The sequence below is a fragment of the Hymenobacter antarcticus genome, from assembly GCF_039539545.1.
GTDB classification, from domain to species: Bacteria; Bacteroidota; Bacteroidia; order Cytophagales; family Hymenobacteraceae; genus Hymenobacter; species Hymenobacter antarcticus.
In genome coordinates this window covers 1-14,791 of sequence record NZ_BAABDI010000052.1, presented here as the reverse complement: position 1 = coordinate 14,791, position 14,791 = coordinate 1, and the positions used below count along the sequence as shown (strand labels likewise).

The 14,791-nt window shown below is 57.8% G+C and carries 15 protein-coding genes and 1 tRNA gene; 3 read left to right on the top strand and 13 right to left on the bottom strand.

Going from position 1 to position 14,791, the window contains the following annotated elements; all coding sequences use genetic code 11:
- The 5 genes from ABD819_RS21005 to ABD819_RS20985 form a co-directional block, all read right to left on the bottom strand.
- Positions 1-183, bottom strand: a 183-nt coding sequence (locus ABD819_RS21005) for a hypothetical protein (protein ID WP_345127585.1), incomplete at its 3' end; no start/stop codon positions are given.
- Positions 184-605: 422 nt separating this feature from the next.
- Complete coding sequence (locus tag ABD819_RS21000) at positions 606-1,808, bottom strand: serine hydrolase (protein WP_345127583.1); 1,203 nt, start codon at positions 1,806-1,808, stop codon at positions 606-608.
- Between the two features lie 221 nt (positions 1,809-2,029).
- The gene (locus ABD819_RS20995) at positions 2,030-3,298 is read right to left on the bottom strand and encodes a hypothetical protein (RefSeq protein ID WP_345127582.1); all 1,269 of its coding nucleotides are present in this window, start codon (positions 3,296-3,298) and stop codon (positions 2,030-2,032) included.
- 120 nt (positions 3,299-3,418) lie between these two features.
- Positions 3,419-4,747 carry an APC family permease gene (locus ABD819_RS20990; protein WP_345127580.1) on the bottom strand — a complete coding sequence of 443 codons (1,329 nt, stop codon included), beginning with the start codon at positions 4,745-4,747 and terminating at the stop codon, positions 3,419-3,421.
- A 140-nt stretch (positions 4,748-4,887) separates the two neighbouring features.
- The gene (locus tag ABD819_RS20985; protein WP_345127578.1) at positions 4,888-5,421 is read right to left on the bottom strand and encodes a DUF2480 family protein; all 534 of its coding nucleotides are present in this window, start codon (positions 5,419-5,421) and stop codon (positions 4,888-4,890) included.
- A gap of 79 nt (positions 5,422-5,500) precedes the next feature.
- Between ABD819_RS20985 and ABD819_RS20980 the strand changes: the two genes are divergently transcribed.
- Complete coding sequence (locus ABD819_RS20980) at positions 5,501-5,671, top strand: hypothetical protein (protein WP_345127576.1); 171 nt, start codon at positions 5,501-5,503, stop codon at positions 5,669-5,671.
- 9 nt (positions 5,672-5,680) lie between these two features.
- Here the strand turns inward: ABD819_RS20980 and tsaB are convergent, their stop codons facing one another.
- From tsaB to rpmH, 5 genes are all read right to left on the bottom strand, one after another.
- The gene (tsaB, locus tag ABD819_RS20975) at positions 5,681-6,370 is read right to left on the bottom strand and encodes a tRNA (adenosine(37)-N6)-threonylcarbamoyltransferase complex dimerization subunit type 1 TsaB (protein WP_345127574.1); all 690 of its coding nucleotides are present in this window, start codon (positions 6,368-6,370) and stop codon (positions 5,681-5,683) included.
- Entirely contained in the window at positions 6,370-7,059 is a 690-nt protein-coding gene (locus ABD819_RS20970; RefSeq protein ID WP_345127573.1) for a hypothetical protein, read from the bottom strand. The genes tsaB and ABD819_RS20970 overlap by 1 nt, the downstream gene beginning before the upstream one ends.
- 21 nt (positions 7,060-7,080) lie before the next feature.
- The gene (locus ABD819_RS20965; RefSeq protein ID WP_345127572.1) at positions 7,081-8,775 is read right to left on the bottom strand and encodes a S41 family peptidase; all 1,695 of its coding nucleotides are present in this window, start codon (positions 8,773-8,775) and stop codon (positions 7,081-7,083) included.
- Between the two features lie 25 nt (positions 8,776-8,800).
- A complete protein-coding gene (locus ABD819_RS20960; protein WP_345127570.1) occupies positions 8,801-9,265 on the bottom strand; it encodes a ribonuclease P protein component in 465 nt (154 codons plus the stop codon).
- A 159-nt stretch (positions 9,266-9,424) separates the two neighbouring features.
- On the bottom strand, positions 9,425-9,583 hold the full coding sequence (gene rpmH, locus ABD819_RS20955; protein ID WP_046246180.1) for a 50S ribosomal protein L34: 159 nt from the start codon (positions 9,581-9,583) through the stop codon (positions 9,425-9,427).
- Positions 9,584-9,712: 129 nt separating this feature from the next.
- Here rpmH and ABD819_RS20950 point away from each other — a divergent pair, with 129 nt between their 5' ends.
- The gene (locus tag ABD819_RS20950) at positions 9,713-11,446 is read left to right on the top strand and encodes a M61 family metallopeptidase (protein ID WP_345127568.1); all 1,734 of its coding nucleotides are present in this window, start codon (positions 9,713-9,715) and stop codon (positions 11,444-11,446) included.
- A gap of 81 nt (positions 11,447-11,527) precedes the next feature.
- Here ABD819_RS20950 and ABD819_RS20945 read toward each other — a convergent pair whose 3' ends face one another.
- The 3 genes from ABD819_RS20945 to ABD819_RS20935 form a co-directional block, all read right to left on the bottom strand.
- Positions 11,528-11,782, bottom strand: coding sequence for a hypothetical protein (locus ABD819_RS20945; RefSeq protein ID WP_345127566.1), 255 nt, complete (start codon positions 11,780-11,782; stop codon positions 11,528-11,530).
- Positions 11,783-11,869: 87 nt separating this feature from the next.
- Entirely contained in the window at positions 11,870-12,802 is a 933-nt protein-coding gene (locus ABD819_RS20940) for a PfkB family carbohydrate kinase (RefSeq protein WP_345127564.1), read from the bottom strand.
- Between the two features lie 89 nt (positions 12,803-12,891).
- Positions 12,892-12,965: transfer RNA gene (locus ABD819_RS20935), tRNA-His, on the bottom strand.
- Between the two features lie 237 nt (positions 12,966-13,202).
- Between ABD819_RS20935 and ABD819_RS20930 the strand changes: the two genes are divergently transcribed.
- Positions 13,203-14,612 (top strand): DEAD/DEAH box helicase, encoded by a 1,410-nt coding sequence (locus ABD819_RS20930; RefSeq protein WP_345127562.1) that lies wholly within the window; start codon positions 13,203-13,205, stop codon positions 14,610-14,612.
- The last annotated feature ends 179 nt before the right edge of the window (positions 14,613-14,791 follow it).

Below are 14,791 nucleotides of genomic sequence, written 5' to 3'. Positions count from 1 at the left end.
CGAGTTCAATTTGATGTTACGTTCGTAATTTCTGTGGCTTCCCTTGCGGCAAGCCACCCTTACTATTTGTCTTTTCCAAACATTCAAAGAACGTGTGCCAAACCCAGTTGGTGTGGCCGTGTGGCTATCGAAGTAGCCGGTTTTTCTTGCTTTCAATTCCCTTTCCTGCGATTGGGAGTGCAAAGGTAAGCAGAAGTTTTGAACTGACAAGGAAGAGAGGGAATTTCTTTTTCCTTATTCGTTCGCTTTGCGGCGAGTGGCACTCGGTTAGTGCGATTCGGGGTGCAAAGGTAAGTGCTTATTTCGATTTTCAAGCTTCTTTCACAACTTTCGTTGCGGAGGCAGGCTTGAATTTCGAGGCCCTGAATCCGGTTGATTCGTGGCGGGGTGCAAAGGTAAGGGGCTTTTTGGAAGAACCAAGGCGGAAGAGAAATTTCTTTTTCGTCGCGTCCTGCTGCCCAACTCCGTTCGTTTTGGGAGTGCAAAAGTACGGGGGAATTTGGAAGACGCAAGGGGATGACGACAAATAGTTGGATAGCCGTGGGGACTGGTGCGGGGGGCAGTTCGTTTTCAGGGAGTTGGGTGGGAGTTGCGGGGGAATATTTTTAGCGGATAGGTTCGGGGGCGAAGAATTCGATGAGGTTGGGGCGGTGTTGGCGGGGGCGCTGGGCTTCGTATTGCTGGATTTGGCGGCCTAATTGAGCTAGAAAGGGCTGGCCAATGCTATCATATTCGTAGGCACCGTCGTTGATAATGCCGTCCTGATTGACGTAGAGGACGGCGCTGAGGAGGAATTCGGACTGGTGGAGGGAGTCGGCGAAGTAGGCGACATCGGCTAGATAGCCGTGGGACATGCCGACGATGTTGTAGATGTGGAGGGTGGATTGGCGGGGGAGGTCGGGGTTGCGACCGTAGTAGAGGTACTTTTTGTAGGCGTCGAAGTAGCGGGCGGGGGCGTAGGGATGGAAGCCGGACTCGTGCGGGGTGGCGTGGAGGTAGCGGCGGAGGAAGGCGTAGTCGGCTGGGGTGAGGCGGAGGCGCTGGGCGGTGGGGACGGATTCGGGGAAGAGGATGCTTTGGAGGAGGGCGGTGATATCGGGGAGTGGGAGGTGGTTGGCGGTGGTGAAATCGTAAGGTTCGGGGATGACGCGGCTGCCGGACTGGTGGGCGCGGCCTTTGAGGACGCGACCGAGGGGACTGGTATAGGGCACGGGATTGAATTTGGCGGGCTCCTTATATATAGTATCGCCTTGGGGGGTGTGGAAGCTGATGGGGTTGGTGTGGCGATTGGCGGTGGTGTCGCAGGGGGCGAAGCGGCGGGTGATGCGGACGGTGGGATGGCCAAGCTGGGCGAGGCGGTCGTTGAGGGGGCGCTGGCCGAGGAATTCGTAGAGACGGTTGTAGGCGATGTTATCGCTGATAAGGAGCATTCGCTTGATGTAGTTGCCGACGGTGGCGGTGCGGTCGGAATCGGCGGGGGCGGCAAAGGGGACGGGGGTTTGGCAGCGGTAGGCGGTGCCGGTGGCCATGATGGTGCGGCGGGTGAGGCCCGGTTTGTGGAGGTCGTTGAGCTTTTCGAGGGAAAGAGCTACGACGGGGAGTTTGACGAGGCTGGCGGGGTTGAAGTATTGTTGAGGGTTGAGGTGGTAGGTGTGGGGGATGAAAGTGGGGCGGTTTCGGGCGTCGCGGTTGATTTGGGTGTAGATGATTTGAAGCTCGTATTTGGGGTTGGTGGCGACTCGGGCTAGTTGAGCATTGGCTTTTAATAAGGAGTCTAGTAATGGGGAGTCTCCTGGCGTTAACCTCACCCCCCTGCCCCTGCCGGGCACGGCCCCTCTCCCGTGGAGAGGGGGTGCCAGACGACTTATGGAGGCCAGGGCTGCCAGGGTTGTTATCGTTAGTAGAAAGGCTACTCCTATTGTGTAGTGTAGTGAGGCGGAGGATTGATGGGGCGCTTTCATAGAATATCAAAATAGAAAGGGCCGTGATGTTGCCACCACGGCCCTGTGGGGCTGATTCTATACGAAGATTAGTCGGCTAGGGGAACCAAGCGCCTGGCGAGAAGAAGATTGGAGTCGGTTTGACGCCAGTTGTAGCCGGTGCCGAACGGGAGGGCTTTAGGTTTGCGGAGGGTGTCGCGGTAGGCGGTGGTGAGCTCGGGCTGGTATTGTTTGGCGAAGAGGTTGATGGGGCGACGGTAGGTGCCGTAGTAATTGAACTGCCAGGCCCCTTTTTGGAAGTACTTCATGGCGATACCGGAATCGTCTTGCAGGATATAGCGGCTGCGGCGGAGGACGGTGCGGCGGACTTGGTTGAAGTAGCTTTTGTGCATGAGGTAGGTGGCCGATTTCACGTAGGTGGTGAGGGGGCCAAGGTGGCGCACGAATTCGAGGGGAGCTTTTCTGGCGTTGAGTTTCCAGTCGCTGAGGTCGGCGGAGAAGTAGTAGACGGTTTTGGACTGGCCGTCGGGGCCGCGGAGCTTCATTTCGACACCGGGGACAGATTTTGGGTCGGGGGCTTGGGTGGTGTCTTTGGGGGCGTCCTGAAGCTGGCCGGCGGCATCGAGCTGCACGGGGCGGATGGCGGTGATTTGGTTGCCGGTGCGGGCGGCGAAGAGCATCATGAGCGGCAGGGCACCGTCGAGCTCGACGGATTTTAGGTCCACGGCCATGTCGTTGGTGCGGAAGAAGCTAAAATTCAGCACCGACCAGAGCGAGGCCTTAACAGCGGGGAATAACTTGGGATTCGCCAGCGAAGCGCGAGCCGGAACGCTGCCGACGGGCTCCAACCCCATCAGGACATAGGTTTGGCTGGTGGGGAACATCGTGAAGACGTTCAGGAAATCGGGGCCGCTGAAGGGGTAGAAGATGGTGGAACTGTTGGCGTGCACGGAATCAAGCTCGGTGGCGGCCCACTGGGTCATGCGCGTGGTGTGGGTGGCGCGGTATTTATCCCAGCTTTTGTCCTGGTCCTGGGCAAATGCCTGCCAGGCAGGCGTGGCGGCGAGCTGGGTGAGGTTGCTGTGCTGGCTGGGCTGCTGGCCACCGAGGAACAGAGCCACATCCTGGGCGTAGGTGGTATCGGGGGCGGTGAGGCGGTTGGGACGCGGGGTGGCAGCGGCAGTTTTGGCCGTAGCGGGCAATGCTGATTTGCTGGAATCGATGGCATCGGCCGTGGTGGCCATGGTTTCTTCCTTGGCGGAAGTCGCGGTTTCGGTTTTGGTATTCGACTCGGAGCAAGCGGAGAGCAGGAGCAAGGCGGCGGGCAGGAGCCGAAGCACGGCGGTGCGGAGGGACATTATATAAGAGGAGTGTTTGAGGCTGCAAGTTACGGCCGGCTCACCTCGCCCCCCCCCCCAGCCCCTGCCGGGCACGGCCCCTCTCTCGCAGAGAGGGGGAGTCAGCCTGGGATGGTTTCGTTACCCTTTGCTGATGGTTGGAGAAACGGCTAGGCGCGTCGTGAGAAAGTACACGAGTGCGCCAACGGCCAGTGTGGCCAGGCCATAGAGCGACTCCATGGGTTTATCACGCAGGATGAAGGCCAACGTCCAGCCACTCAGGCCCAAAAAAATGAGTGGCGTGAGGGGGTAGCCCCAGGCGCGGTAGGGGCGCGGCAAATCGGGCTGGCGAAGGCGGAGCACGAACAGGCCCAGCACCGTGAGGAAAGTGAACAGATTCAGCACGAAGCCGGCGTAGACGAGTACTCCCTGAAAACTGGGTTTTAGAATAAACGCCAAGGTGATAACCGTTTGCAGCAGCAAAGCCCGCACGGGGATGCCAGCGCGGCTTTTAGGGGCCAGGAAGCGCAAAGCGCCGATATCCTCCCCCATCGTTTGCACGATGCGGGGGCCGGCAAAAACCATTGAGCTGATGGTGGAAACGAGCAAGCCGGCGATAACGCCCCCCATCAGCCGGCCGCCGAGGGGGCCGAAAAGGGACGTAGCCGCCACAAAACCGACTTCCAGCTGGCCCTGCAAACCGGCTATCGGCGTGGAGCGCAGGAATACGTAATTAAGCCCAACATATAATAGGAGCACAATGGCGGTGCCGGCCAGCAGAATGCGCGACAAATTGCGTTTGGGATTCTCAATTTCGCCGGTGACGTATACCGCCGCGTTCCAGCCGGAGTAAGCGTAGCTCACATACACCAGGCTCACGGCGAAGGCGGGGCTCAGCAGGGCTTGCCAGCCAGCAGCATCGGGCGCGAAGCTGATGGCTTGCCCCTCCCCCACCACCATGCCCGCACCAATGAAGATGACCAGCACCGCGACTTTTAGCGCCGTGATGATGACTTGCAAACGGCTGCCGACGCGGGTGCTGCTGCCGTGCACCAGCGTGAGGGCCAGCACTACCGCCACCGACAGCCACTGCGGATGCAGGCCCGGCCACACGCTTTTGGCGTATTCGCCCAAGGCCAGCGCGGCCAGCGCCGTGGGGGCCGCGAAGCCTACCGTGGCCGATACCCAGCCTGAGAGGAAGCCCAGCGCGGGGTGGTATATCTGGCTCAGATAATGATATTCGCCCCCCGAACGGGGCATGGCCGCCGCCAACTCGGCGTAGCTCACCGCGCCGCACAGGGCAATCAGGCCGCCCACCAGCCACAGCATCAGCAGCGCGAAGCCACTCTGAATGCCCATTACCTGAAACCCGAGACTGGTGAAAACGCCCGTGCCCACCATATTGGCAATAACAATGGCCGCGCCGGTTAGGAAGGTGATTTTGTAGGGTATTCGGGGAAGCTCGGGCATGGTGCAAAGATGCGAACCAGTTGCCGTGCTTAACCGCCCCGGTCATGCTGAATGCAGTAAAGCACCTTACCACGTCAGAACAAGTCGTCTCAACGTGATAAGGTGCTTCACTACGTTCAGCATGACAAGCGGAGCATTGTCTACTCCGCTAAGCTGGTGGCTTTCGGCTTTTTATAGAGCGGCACGGTGCTGCATGGCTCGCCGTACATCACACTGCTGGTCACGGGGAGGAGTTTTTGCATGATGGCCACGTAGGCGAAGGTGGGCACGGGCACGTTGCCGCAGCCCTTCACCACCACTTTGGCGTCGCGGTACTCTTCGATATCAATGGCGGCGATGGCTTCTTCAAACAGCGACTGCTCCAGGGAATCGAGGTGGCCGAAGATGTAGCGGTGGGCGTGATTCTGGAGCTTGGTGGCGAGCAGCATGTAGGCCCAGGTGGGCACAATGGCATCGGCCGAGCAGATAATGGCGACGTTTTTACCGTCGTAGGGCGCCCAGTCGTTAGTTTTAACGAACTCGCGGAAGTCCTTTTCGCGCAGCATCAGGCCGTGGAAGAGGTTGTCTTTGATGTCGTACACGACCCGCTCGCCGGGGTGGATGAGTTCTTCCAGGTTGAGGGTGACGAGGCCGGAGTTGGCGACGCGGTTGACGAAGAGAGGTTCCGTATCCATAAGAAATTATCAGGAGAATAAGTTAGAACAGTGCTTCGCAGGCAACAGTTACAGCACAGAGGACGATAAGCCAGCAACCATGAAAACCAAACTTTGCGCGCATTGCCAGCAGGAAGCTACCACGCTGTATCGGATACAAACGGCCGCCGGAAGCAAAAGCTGGGTTTTTGTCTGCGAGAGCTGTTGCCTAAAAGCGAAGACCCAGCCGGGCTACCGCTACGGCGGCACCTGGCAGGGCTACCGGCACTAGCCCGAAAGCTCAGGACCGGGGCGTGGTGGTGTACACTTCTTTCAGATAAAAAGGCTCGTAGTACGCGAGGTCTTGGAATTCCTGCCGATGAAAAGCCGCCACGGCCAACGCTCCCACCGATACCGCCGACGGCTCGATACCGGTCAAAAAGCCAGCCTGTGCCGAATCGCCCAGCACCGCCCGAAACTTCGCCGCGCCGTTACCAAAGAACAACACGGAATGCCGGGCCAATTGTTCGGTCAGTGTATCAGCGTCGAGAATGAGGGGCGTGGGCGCCAGCACTTCCTGCCCCTCGTGGGTGTAGATGGCAGCGTACACTTCCTGCCGCCGGGCATCCAGCATGGGGCAAAAGAGGTGGTTTTCGGGCCGGGCGGTACCGGCTGCCACCTGCGCCGCCAGCGCTTTGAGCGTACGCACGGCCACCAGCGGAATATCCAGCGCGAAGCACAGGCCCTTGGCGGCGGCGGCCCCAATGCGCAGGCCGGTGTAGGAACCGGGCCCGTCGCTCACGGCCACGGCGGCGAGGTCGGCCAGTTGATGGCTGGTATTGTCGAGCAGCTGCTCGATGAGCACGGTGAGGTGGGTGGAGTGCGATTTATCGAGCCGCAGCTCGGATTGACCGACTAGGGAGCCGTCGGCTATGCGGTGCAGGGCCACCGAGCAAACGGGGGACGAAGTTTCGAGGGAGAGGAGGAGCACTAATAAATTTCGTTTGACTTTGATTTGTAACCACTCATTTTTAACATTTCCAGACAAAGCCGTTTGATTGACTTGTTGGGAATGTCGGTGGTCACCGCTTTGTATTTGCCTTTATAAAAAACCTCTAAGGTCCAATTTGAGCCATCCGTGTGCGGCACTATGGAATTATAAGATGGTTTCATTTGCCAGAACCCCATTGTATGTAATTCTTCAACGATATGTGGAATCTCGTTAACTTTTAATAGAACAACATTTTGTTGATGTATAAATGGAAGTGGCTTTCCGAAGCATTTGCCGTTTTTTTCAACTGGACAGTCATGATTCAGACGAGAAACATCCTCTTTATAAAGGCCAAACCACTCTTCATATAGCTTGCGTACACCGCTTGAATCACGAATTTCTGGGCGGTTTTCAATACGCACGACCATGTATGGATGAAAAGCTCGCCGCCAAGAAAACCGCAGCGCAATCCGTGCTGTGTCAGTTAATTTTTCATAATCTTCTTCACTGTTGCGGACCAAGTAGACTTGCTTACTTTGGGCTTCCGTCAAATTGCTATTAAAACGAACGGTGTCAATCCACGCTAATGGATTGACACCGTTCGTTTTTACAACTTCATGCTTTTGCTGTGGTGTGCAGGCTGTAAAAACCCAGCAAATAATGACCAGTAGAGCAAAATATAACTTCATAATAAACTTATTCGGGCTTAATTACTTTGTCCCTGCCGACTTCCTCGCACTCGCCGCCTGCCCGCTCGGCTTCAGCAACGCAGCATACCGGTTTGGGTCGTTCAGCACGGCCACGGCGGCGATGATATTGGGGTCATCATCAAAGCCGGCTTCGGTGCGGCCTTTCTCGAAGAAGTAGCGCGACACGATTTCCTGCTCCAGCAGCTCCTTGATTTCGGGCTTGAAGCGTTGCAGGTCGTTAGCCTTGTTCATCGTGATTTTTTTGCGGAGGCCTTCGAGCTCCAGCTTCACGTCGTCGTAGTGCTTTTCCTCTTTCACCTTCTTGCTGAGGTCGGTGAGGGCTTTTTCAGCATCGGTGCTGTAGCTGATGTTTTTGCCTTGGAGGTAAGCCACGAACTTCTGGTAATCCACGTCCGAGAGCTTGAACTGGCGGGCAGCCACGATGGTGGGATGCTCGGCGCGGTAGCGGGTGGCGTAGTCGAAAAGGTAGCTTTTCTGGAGCAGAATGCGGGTAATGTCGGCTATTTCGCGGTCGTTCACCTCGATATCGGGGGCCACGCCGCCGCCATCGTACACGGTGCGGCCAGCGGTGGTTTTGAAAGCCGTGCGCAACGAATCGGGGAATTTGCCCAGCGAGCCATCGTCGCTACGGTGGGCGTAGTCGATTTCCTGGATGCAGCGGCCGCTCGGGATGTAGTATTTGGCGGTTGTCACCTTCAGCTGCGAGTTGTAGCTCAGCGGGCGGGTGGCCTGCACGAGGCCCTTGCCAAAAGTGCGCTCACCCACCACCACGGCGCGGTCGTAGTCCTGCAGCACGCCCGATACGATTTCCGAAGCCGAAGCCGAGCGGTTGCTCGTGATGATGGCCACCGGAATCTGGGTATCGAGCGGCACGTCGAGCGCCTTGTAGGTCTTGTTCCACTCCGTCACCTTGCCCTTGGTGCTCACCACGTCGAGGCCCTTGTCGATGAAGAGGTTGGAGATATTGACCGCCTCATTAAGCAGACCACCGGGGTTATCGCGGATGTCGAACACGATTTTCTTCGCGCCCTGCTCCTTGAGCTTGGTCACGGCGGCGCGTACTTCCTTGCCCGCATCCACCGTAAAACCGCCGAGTTGGAAGTAGCCCACATCCGTGGAAATCATGCCGATGTAGGGCACGTTTTCAACCTGAATTTTATCGCGGGTAATGTTGATTTCGACCGGCTTATCCTGGCCGTAGCGGGTCACCATGAGCTTCACCATCGAGTTGGCCTGGCCCTTGAGGAGCTTACTGATGTCGCCGTTACTCTTTTTATCAACGATAACGCCGTTGATGTCGAGGATTTCGTCGCCGGGAAGCAGGCCGGCTTTCTGGGCCGGATAGCCTTCGTAGGCGCTTTGCACCACGGTTTTGCCGTTGCGCTTCACCACCGAGGCCCCAATGCCGCCGTACTGCCCGGTAGTCATGGTGCGGAAGTCCTCGATATCGTCCTCCGGGATGTAGTTGGTGTAGGGGTCGAGCGAGCGCAGCATGGCCTCAATGCCCGTTTTCACCAGCTTGGACGGCGTTATCTCGTCGACGTAATAGGTATTGACTTCCTTGAAGAGCGTGGCGAAAATATCCAGGTTCTTGGCAATTTCGAAGTACCGCTCGTTATCAGAAGCAGCGCGAAACGACACCAGGCCCAGCGTGCCCAGGGCCAGCGTAGCGAGTACTTTTTTACGGATAGTCATAAATAACGAGTAGCAAGAGACGAATCTACGCGGCGGGCGGTGAAGCGGATGCCTCAGCCGACGTGCCCAACAAACGATGGAAAGCGGAAATTAATTTTTTTTCCACCAACGTCAGCGGACTTTTTTCCTTCCCCGTGAAGATAATACCCAGAAGAGCGATTGGATGCCCGTTGGGTTGCTCAGTTAGTCGATATTTATTGAGCCGGTAGGCCTCGCGGATGAGCCGCTTGAGCCGGTTGCGGTCCACGGCCCGCTTAAAGGTGCGCTTGCTCACGCTGATGAGTACCTGGGGCGGCGCGCTGGTAGGGGCCGGGGCCGGAATCCAGACAATGCGCAGGGGATAAACGCCAAAAGAGGAACTCTGCTTGCTAAAAAGCTCTTCGATGAGCTTCTTGCGGCACAGGTGTTCCTCTTTCGGGAAGGTATATTTTCTAGCTGCTGGCTGAGAGCGGGGGCCTTCGATTGGGCCCTTAGCGGGTAGCTCGTTCACGTTGCTTACGTATTTAACCACTGCCGAAACAGCAAAACACTATTCTGGAAATCCCTAAAATAGCGAAGCCGCATTGCAGCGACAGAAATAACGCTGTCTCAGCAATGCGGCAATCTGCTAGCTAAGGGCTAAAAAGCTCTTGGCTAATGGCTAATTACACTAGCGCTTGTGCTTGCCTTCGTCGGATACGGTGAGGCGCTTGCGGCCTTTGGCACGACGACGGGCCAGTACGTTACGGCCGTTAGCGGTTTCCATGCGGAGACGGAAGCCGTGCTTGTTAACGCGCTTGCGCTTCGAAGGTTGATAGGTGCGTTTCATCTTATGTGTAGTTTCAAGTTGGGCCGGCAAAGGTACGGGCTTTGTCTGGAAAAGGCAAGGCCCTCAGCCACTTTTACGTTTGGGTCGGAAGCGGGCAGTAGCTTTAGTCCCGTTTAACCCGTTTTGGCGATGATTCACTACCACGTTTCCTACGAAAACCCGCTCACGTTTTACCTCCAAATTCAGCTTACGCTGGACGTGGCTGCTGATGCCGCCGCGCCCCTGGAGCTGCAATTGCCGGCCTGGCGGCCCGGCCGCTACGAGCTGCAAAACTTCGCGCAGAAGCTGCAGAAAGTGGTGGTAGAAGATGCCACTACCAACCAGCCCCTCCCCTACCGCAAGCTCACCAAGGACCGGTGGGCAGTGCCCAACGCCGCCGGCCGCACCGTGCGGGTGCGCTACAATTTCTACGCGCACCAGATGGACGCTGGCGGCTCCTGGCTCGATGAGACGCAGCTGTACCTGAACCCCGTGCAGGCGCTGATGTATGTAGCAGGCCGTGAGTTGGAAGCCTGTGAGCTGACGCTAGCCTTGCCCGAGGGCTGGCAGATAGCCTGCGGCCTGCCCCAAACCGCGCCGAATACGCTGGCAGCGCAGGATTTCGACCACCTGGCGGATTCGCCGCTCATCGCCAGTCCCACGCTGGTGCACCAGGAATACGAGGCCGGCGGGCTGCCTTTCCACGTGTGGGTGCAGGGCGAAGCGCCGCTGAACTGGCCGCGCATTCTGGCAGATTTCAAGGCCTTTTCGGAGGAGCAACTGACGCTGTTTGGCGGCTTTCCGGTAGCTGATTACCACTTCCTGAATCAGTTTCTGCCTTACAAACACTACCATGGCGTGGAGCACAACAACTCCACGGTAATCACGCTGGGGCCGGCTGAGCTGATTATGAGCGAGGGCCTGTACAAGGAATTGCTGGGCGTGAGCTGCCACGAGCTGTTTCACACCTGGAACATCAAGAGCATCCGGCCGGCCGAGATGCAGCCCTACGACTACAGCCGCGAGAACTACTTCCGCACCTGCTTCATCGCCGAAGGCATCACCACTTATTACGGCGAATACCTCTTGGCGCGCTGCCACGTGCACACGCCAGCGCAGTATTTTGAGGAATTGAATACCGTGCTGCGCAAGCATTACGACGATGGCGGCGGCGAAAACCTCTCGCTGGCCGATGCCAGCATGGACCTCTGGCTGGACGGCTACAAGCCCGGCGTGCCCGACCGCAAGGTATCGGTGTACCACAAAGGCGCGCTGGCAGCCCTGATTCTGGACTTGACGCTGCGGCAGCTCTCCGGCCACGCCCGCAGCCTCGATGATGTGATGCGGCGGCTGTACGAGGAATTCGGCAAAACCGGCATTGGCTACACGGAGGACGATTATATCCGTATTGTGAACGAAGTGGCCGGGCGCGACATGCACGCCTATTTCGATAAGTTCATTTACGGCACGGCCCCGCTGACGGAGTCGCTGGCCAAGGTGCTGCACACCGTGGGCTGCCAGCTGCTGGTGGGCGAAAACGCCTCCGCCTCGGAGGGCATCTTCGGTTTCCGCACGGTGGTGAAAAACGAGCGGACAGAGGTAACCGCCATCTGGCCCGGCTCGCCGGCCGCAGTGGCCCTGACCGTGGACGATGAAATAGTGGCCGTGAATGGCCGGCGCGTCGATATGAACCTGCAAAGCCTGCTCAGCAGCGGTGCCCCGCAGTACGAAGTGAGCGTGTTCCGCCAAAACCGGCTGCTGACGGTGACGCTGACCGCTACGCCCAATGTGCGCTTTGGGCAACGCTACCTGGTAGACAAGCTGGAAACGGCCGATGCGGCACAGCAGCAGGGATTTCAGCAGTGGTTGGGATGGACGTTTTGAACCGATTGCACCCGTATTACAAACAAAAAAGGCCCCGCCGGATTCGTCCGGCGGGGCCTTTTACTGATGCTGCACCAGCTACTAGTGGTCCTTGCTGTTGTCGGCGCCCTTTCTCATCGGGCCTTTATTCACCGACATCGGCTTGTTGTTTTGGGGGTTGCTGCGGATATTATTTACCCCGTGCCCGGCGCTGTTGCCATCGGTGGTGTTGCCGTGAGCCGATACATCGGTCGTGTTCGGGCTCTGCATCTGGGTGCTCTTCCTTTTGGTATTGGCCGCTGGGTTAACGGACGTCTTTTCGTTCTGAAGGTCGGTGTCTTTCTTAGCGTGTCCCATGGCGTTAGCAGTTTAAAGTGAATGATAGGAAGTTGTACCCATCTGCCACTAAAAGGTTGTCCGTCTTGGGCCAAGCCAATGCCCGAACTACGCCGGAACGACCACCGCGGGCATCACCTTCACCAATTCGGCAAACTGGGCTTCGCGGGCTTCCACTTCTTCGGCCGAGAGGTTGAGCAGACGCTCGGTGCCGAATTTCTCGACGCAGAACGAAGCCATAGCCGAACCGTGAATCACGGCGCGTTTCATGTTTTCAAAGCTGATGTCGTCGGTGGCGGCGAGGTGGCCGATAAAGCCGCCCGCGAACGTGTCGCCAGCTCCGGTTGGGTCGAATACTTCTTCCAGGGGCAGCGCCGGCGCGAAGAAAATTTTGCTCTTGTGAAAAAGCAGCGCGCCGTGCTCGCCCTTCTTGATGATAAGAAATTTCGGGCCCATGCCCATGATTTTCTTGGCCGCCTTCACCAGCGAATACTCGCCGCTGAGCTGCCGGGCTTCCTCGTCGTTGATGCTGAGCACGTCCACCATTTCGATGGTGGCGATGAGGTCATCCAGGGCAATATCCATCCAGAAGTTCATCGTGTCCATCACAATCAGCTTGGGCCGGTTCACGAGGCGCTGAATGACGAGACGCTGCACCTGCGGAGCCAGGTTGCCCAGCATCAGGTACTTACAGTCCTGGTAAGCATCCGGAATGATGGGGTCGAAGCTGCCCAGCACGTTGAGCTCGGTGGTGATGGTTTCGCGCGAATTGAGGTCCTGCGAATACTTGCCCGACCAGAAGAACGACTTCTCGCCCTCCTTGATTTGCAGGCCTTCCACGTCCACGCCGTGCTCTTCGAGGAGCAGAATATCGGACTGCGGGAAGTCATCGCCCACCACGGCCACCAGCTTCACCGGCTTCAGCGAGTAGGAAGCCGAGAGGCTGATGTAGGTGGCGGCGCCACCGATGATTTTGTCGGTTTTGCCGAAAGGCGTTTCCAGGGCGTCGAAGGCGACGCTGCCGATAACGAGCAGGCTCATTGCGAAATAGTTTGGTGAGGTAATGAGGGAGTAACGAATTGCAAGCAACAAAAAAGTCCCCGGAAAATTCTCCGGGGACTTTTTTTCTGGGTAAATAATGGGGCTCGAACCCACGACCTCCGGAATCACAATCCGGCGCTCTAACCAGCTGAGCTATATCTACCAGGTTGGTTTTGGTGGTGCAAAGATAGAAAAGGAAGTGGGACTGGGCAAAAAAAATTCTTCGTTGGGGCAGCGTATGCGTCAAAAAACGTCATGCTGAGCGTAGCGAAGCATCTTTACCGCAGTAGTAATCAACTCCATTGCAACGAAGCGGTAAAGATGCTTCGCTACGCTCTGCATGACGACCAATTTCAATCTCACTGCCGATTACCCGCCGCAAAAACCCGACCTTTGCAAAATGGAACCCATTACCACCCCATCGTTCAACGATTTCAAGCTCAACAAACAACTGCTTTCGGCCGTGGCCGCCGCCGGCTTCACCGACCCTACGCCGGTGCAGCAGCAAACCATCCCGCTACTATTGGCCGGGCACGACGTGCTGGGCATCGCCCAGACCGGCACCGGCAAAACGGCTGCCTTCGGCCTGCCGCTGCTCATGAAGGTAAAATATGCCCAGGGCACCAACCCACGGGCTTTGGTACTGGCTCCTACCCGGGAGCTGGCCATGCAGATTGAGAAGCATCTGAAGGCGCTGGCGGTGAATACCGACCTGCGCATTTTTGCCATCTACGGCGGCCTGGGGCCGAAAACCCAGATGGAAACCATTGCCGGAGGCCTCGATATACTGGTGGCCACGCCGGGCCGGCTGCTGGAAATCTACCTGAAGGGCGCGGTACGGTTGACCGACCTGAAAACCCTGGTGATGGACGAGGCCGACAAGATGATGGACATGGGCTTTATGCCCCAGATTCGGCGGATTCTGGAAATCATCCCGCGCAAGCGGCAGAACGCGCTGTTCTCGGCCACCATGCCCGAGCGGGTGACGGCGCTGAGCGAGGAATTCCTGGAGTTCCCGGTGCGGGTGGAGGTGAGCCCGCCGGCCAAAACAGCCTCCACGGTATCGCAGGTGATGTACGAAGCTCCCAACCTGCTCACTAAAATCAACCTGCTGCACTTCCTGCTGCACCGCGACATTGAAACCATGACGCGGGTGCTGCTCTTCTGCCGCACCAAGCAGCACGCCGACCAGGTGGCCCACTTCCTGGAGCGCAAGGCCCCGGCCGGCGAGGTGCGCGTGATTCACGGCAACAAGGGCCAGAATGCGCGCATGAACAGCATGGACTCGTTCAAGGCCGGGGAGGTGCGCTACATGGTGGCCACCGACGTGGCCGCGCGCGGCATCGACGTGCCGCAGGTGACGCACGTTATCAACTTCGACGTGCCGATTGTGCACGACGACTACGTGCACCGCATTGGGCGCACGGGCCGGGCGCTGCATACGGGCGCGGCCATCACCTTCGCCAACGAGGCGGAGATGGTGCACATTGGCGAGATTGAACTGCTTATCAACCAGAAGATTGAGTTATTGCCGCTGCCCGAAGAAGTGGTGATTGAGGAAACGCCTTTTGAGGAGCAACAGAAAATGGGCCGCGAGCTCGACGAGCGCCGCAAGAAGCTGGACCCCACGTTCCAAGGCGCTTTTCACGAGAAGAAGGAGTGGATTAAGCCCGGCGTGACGATTGACAAGCGCACCGGCAAGGCCTTCGCCGAAGGCAAGAAAAAGAGCACCAAGGGCTCGAAGGCCAACGTGGGCAAGAAGGGCGGCTCGAACCCCGGCGTGAAGGCGCTGAAGCGGCGGGGACGGTAGAAGTAACCATACACGTCATGCTTCGGCTGCGCTCAGCATGACGTTCTTAATGTAAGTAACCCAAGTTGCGGAGTAGTTGGAGAGCACAAAAAAAGTCTGCTCGGCAGAGCAGAAGTAGGTTTGAGGTCTCTAACCGCCTCATTCCTACTTTCCCCATGCGCGAACAGACCGTTGCAATG

Excerpts from the sequence above, each read along its gene's own strand:
- ABD819_RS20995 (WP_345127582.1), bottom strand. The coding sequence starts at position 3,298 with ATGTCCCTCCGCACCGCCGTGCTTCGGCTCCTGCCCGCCGCCTTGCTC.
- ABD819_RS20990 (WP_345127580.1), bottom strand. The coding sequence starts at position 4,747 with ATGCCCGAGCTTCCCCGAATACCCTACAAAATCACCTTCCTAACCGGC.
- ABD819_RS20985 (WP_345127578.1), bottom strand. The coding sequence starts at position 5,421 with ATGGATACGGAACCTCTCTTCGTCAACCGCGTCGCCAACTCCGGCCTC.
- ABD819_RS20980 (WP_345127576.1), top strand. The coding sequence starts at position 5,501 with ATGAAAACCAAACTTTGCGCGCATTGCCAGCAGGAAGCTACCACGCTG.
- ABD819_RS20970 (WP_345127573.1), bottom strand. The coding sequence starts at position 7,059 with ATGAAGTTATATTTTGCTCTACTGGTCATTATTTGCTGGGTTTTTACA.
- ABD819_RS20965 (WP_345127572.1), bottom strand. The coding sequence starts at position 8,775 with ATGACTATCCGTAAAAAAGTACTCGCTACGCTGGCCCTGGGCACGCTG.
- rpmH (WP_046246180.1), bottom strand. The coding sequence starts at position 9,583 with ATGAAACGCACCTATCAACCTTCGAAGCGCAAGCGCGTTAACAAGCAC.
- ABD819_RS20950 (WP_345127568.1), top strand. The coding sequence starts at position 9,713 with ATGATTCACTACCACGTTTCCTACGAAAACCCGCTCACGTTTTACCTC.
- ABD819_RS20945 (WP_345127566.1), bottom strand. The coding sequence starts at position 11,782 with ATGGGACACGCTAAGAAAGACACCGACCTTCAGAACGAAAAGACGTCC.
- ABD819_RS20940 (WP_345127564.1), bottom strand. The coding sequence starts at position 12,802 with ATGAGCCTGCTCGTTATCGGCAGCGTCGCCTTCGACGCCCTGGAAACG.
- ABD819_RS20930 (WP_345127562.1), top strand. The coding sequence starts at position 13,203 with ATGGAACCCATTACCACCCCATCGTTCAACGATTTCAAGCTCAACAAA.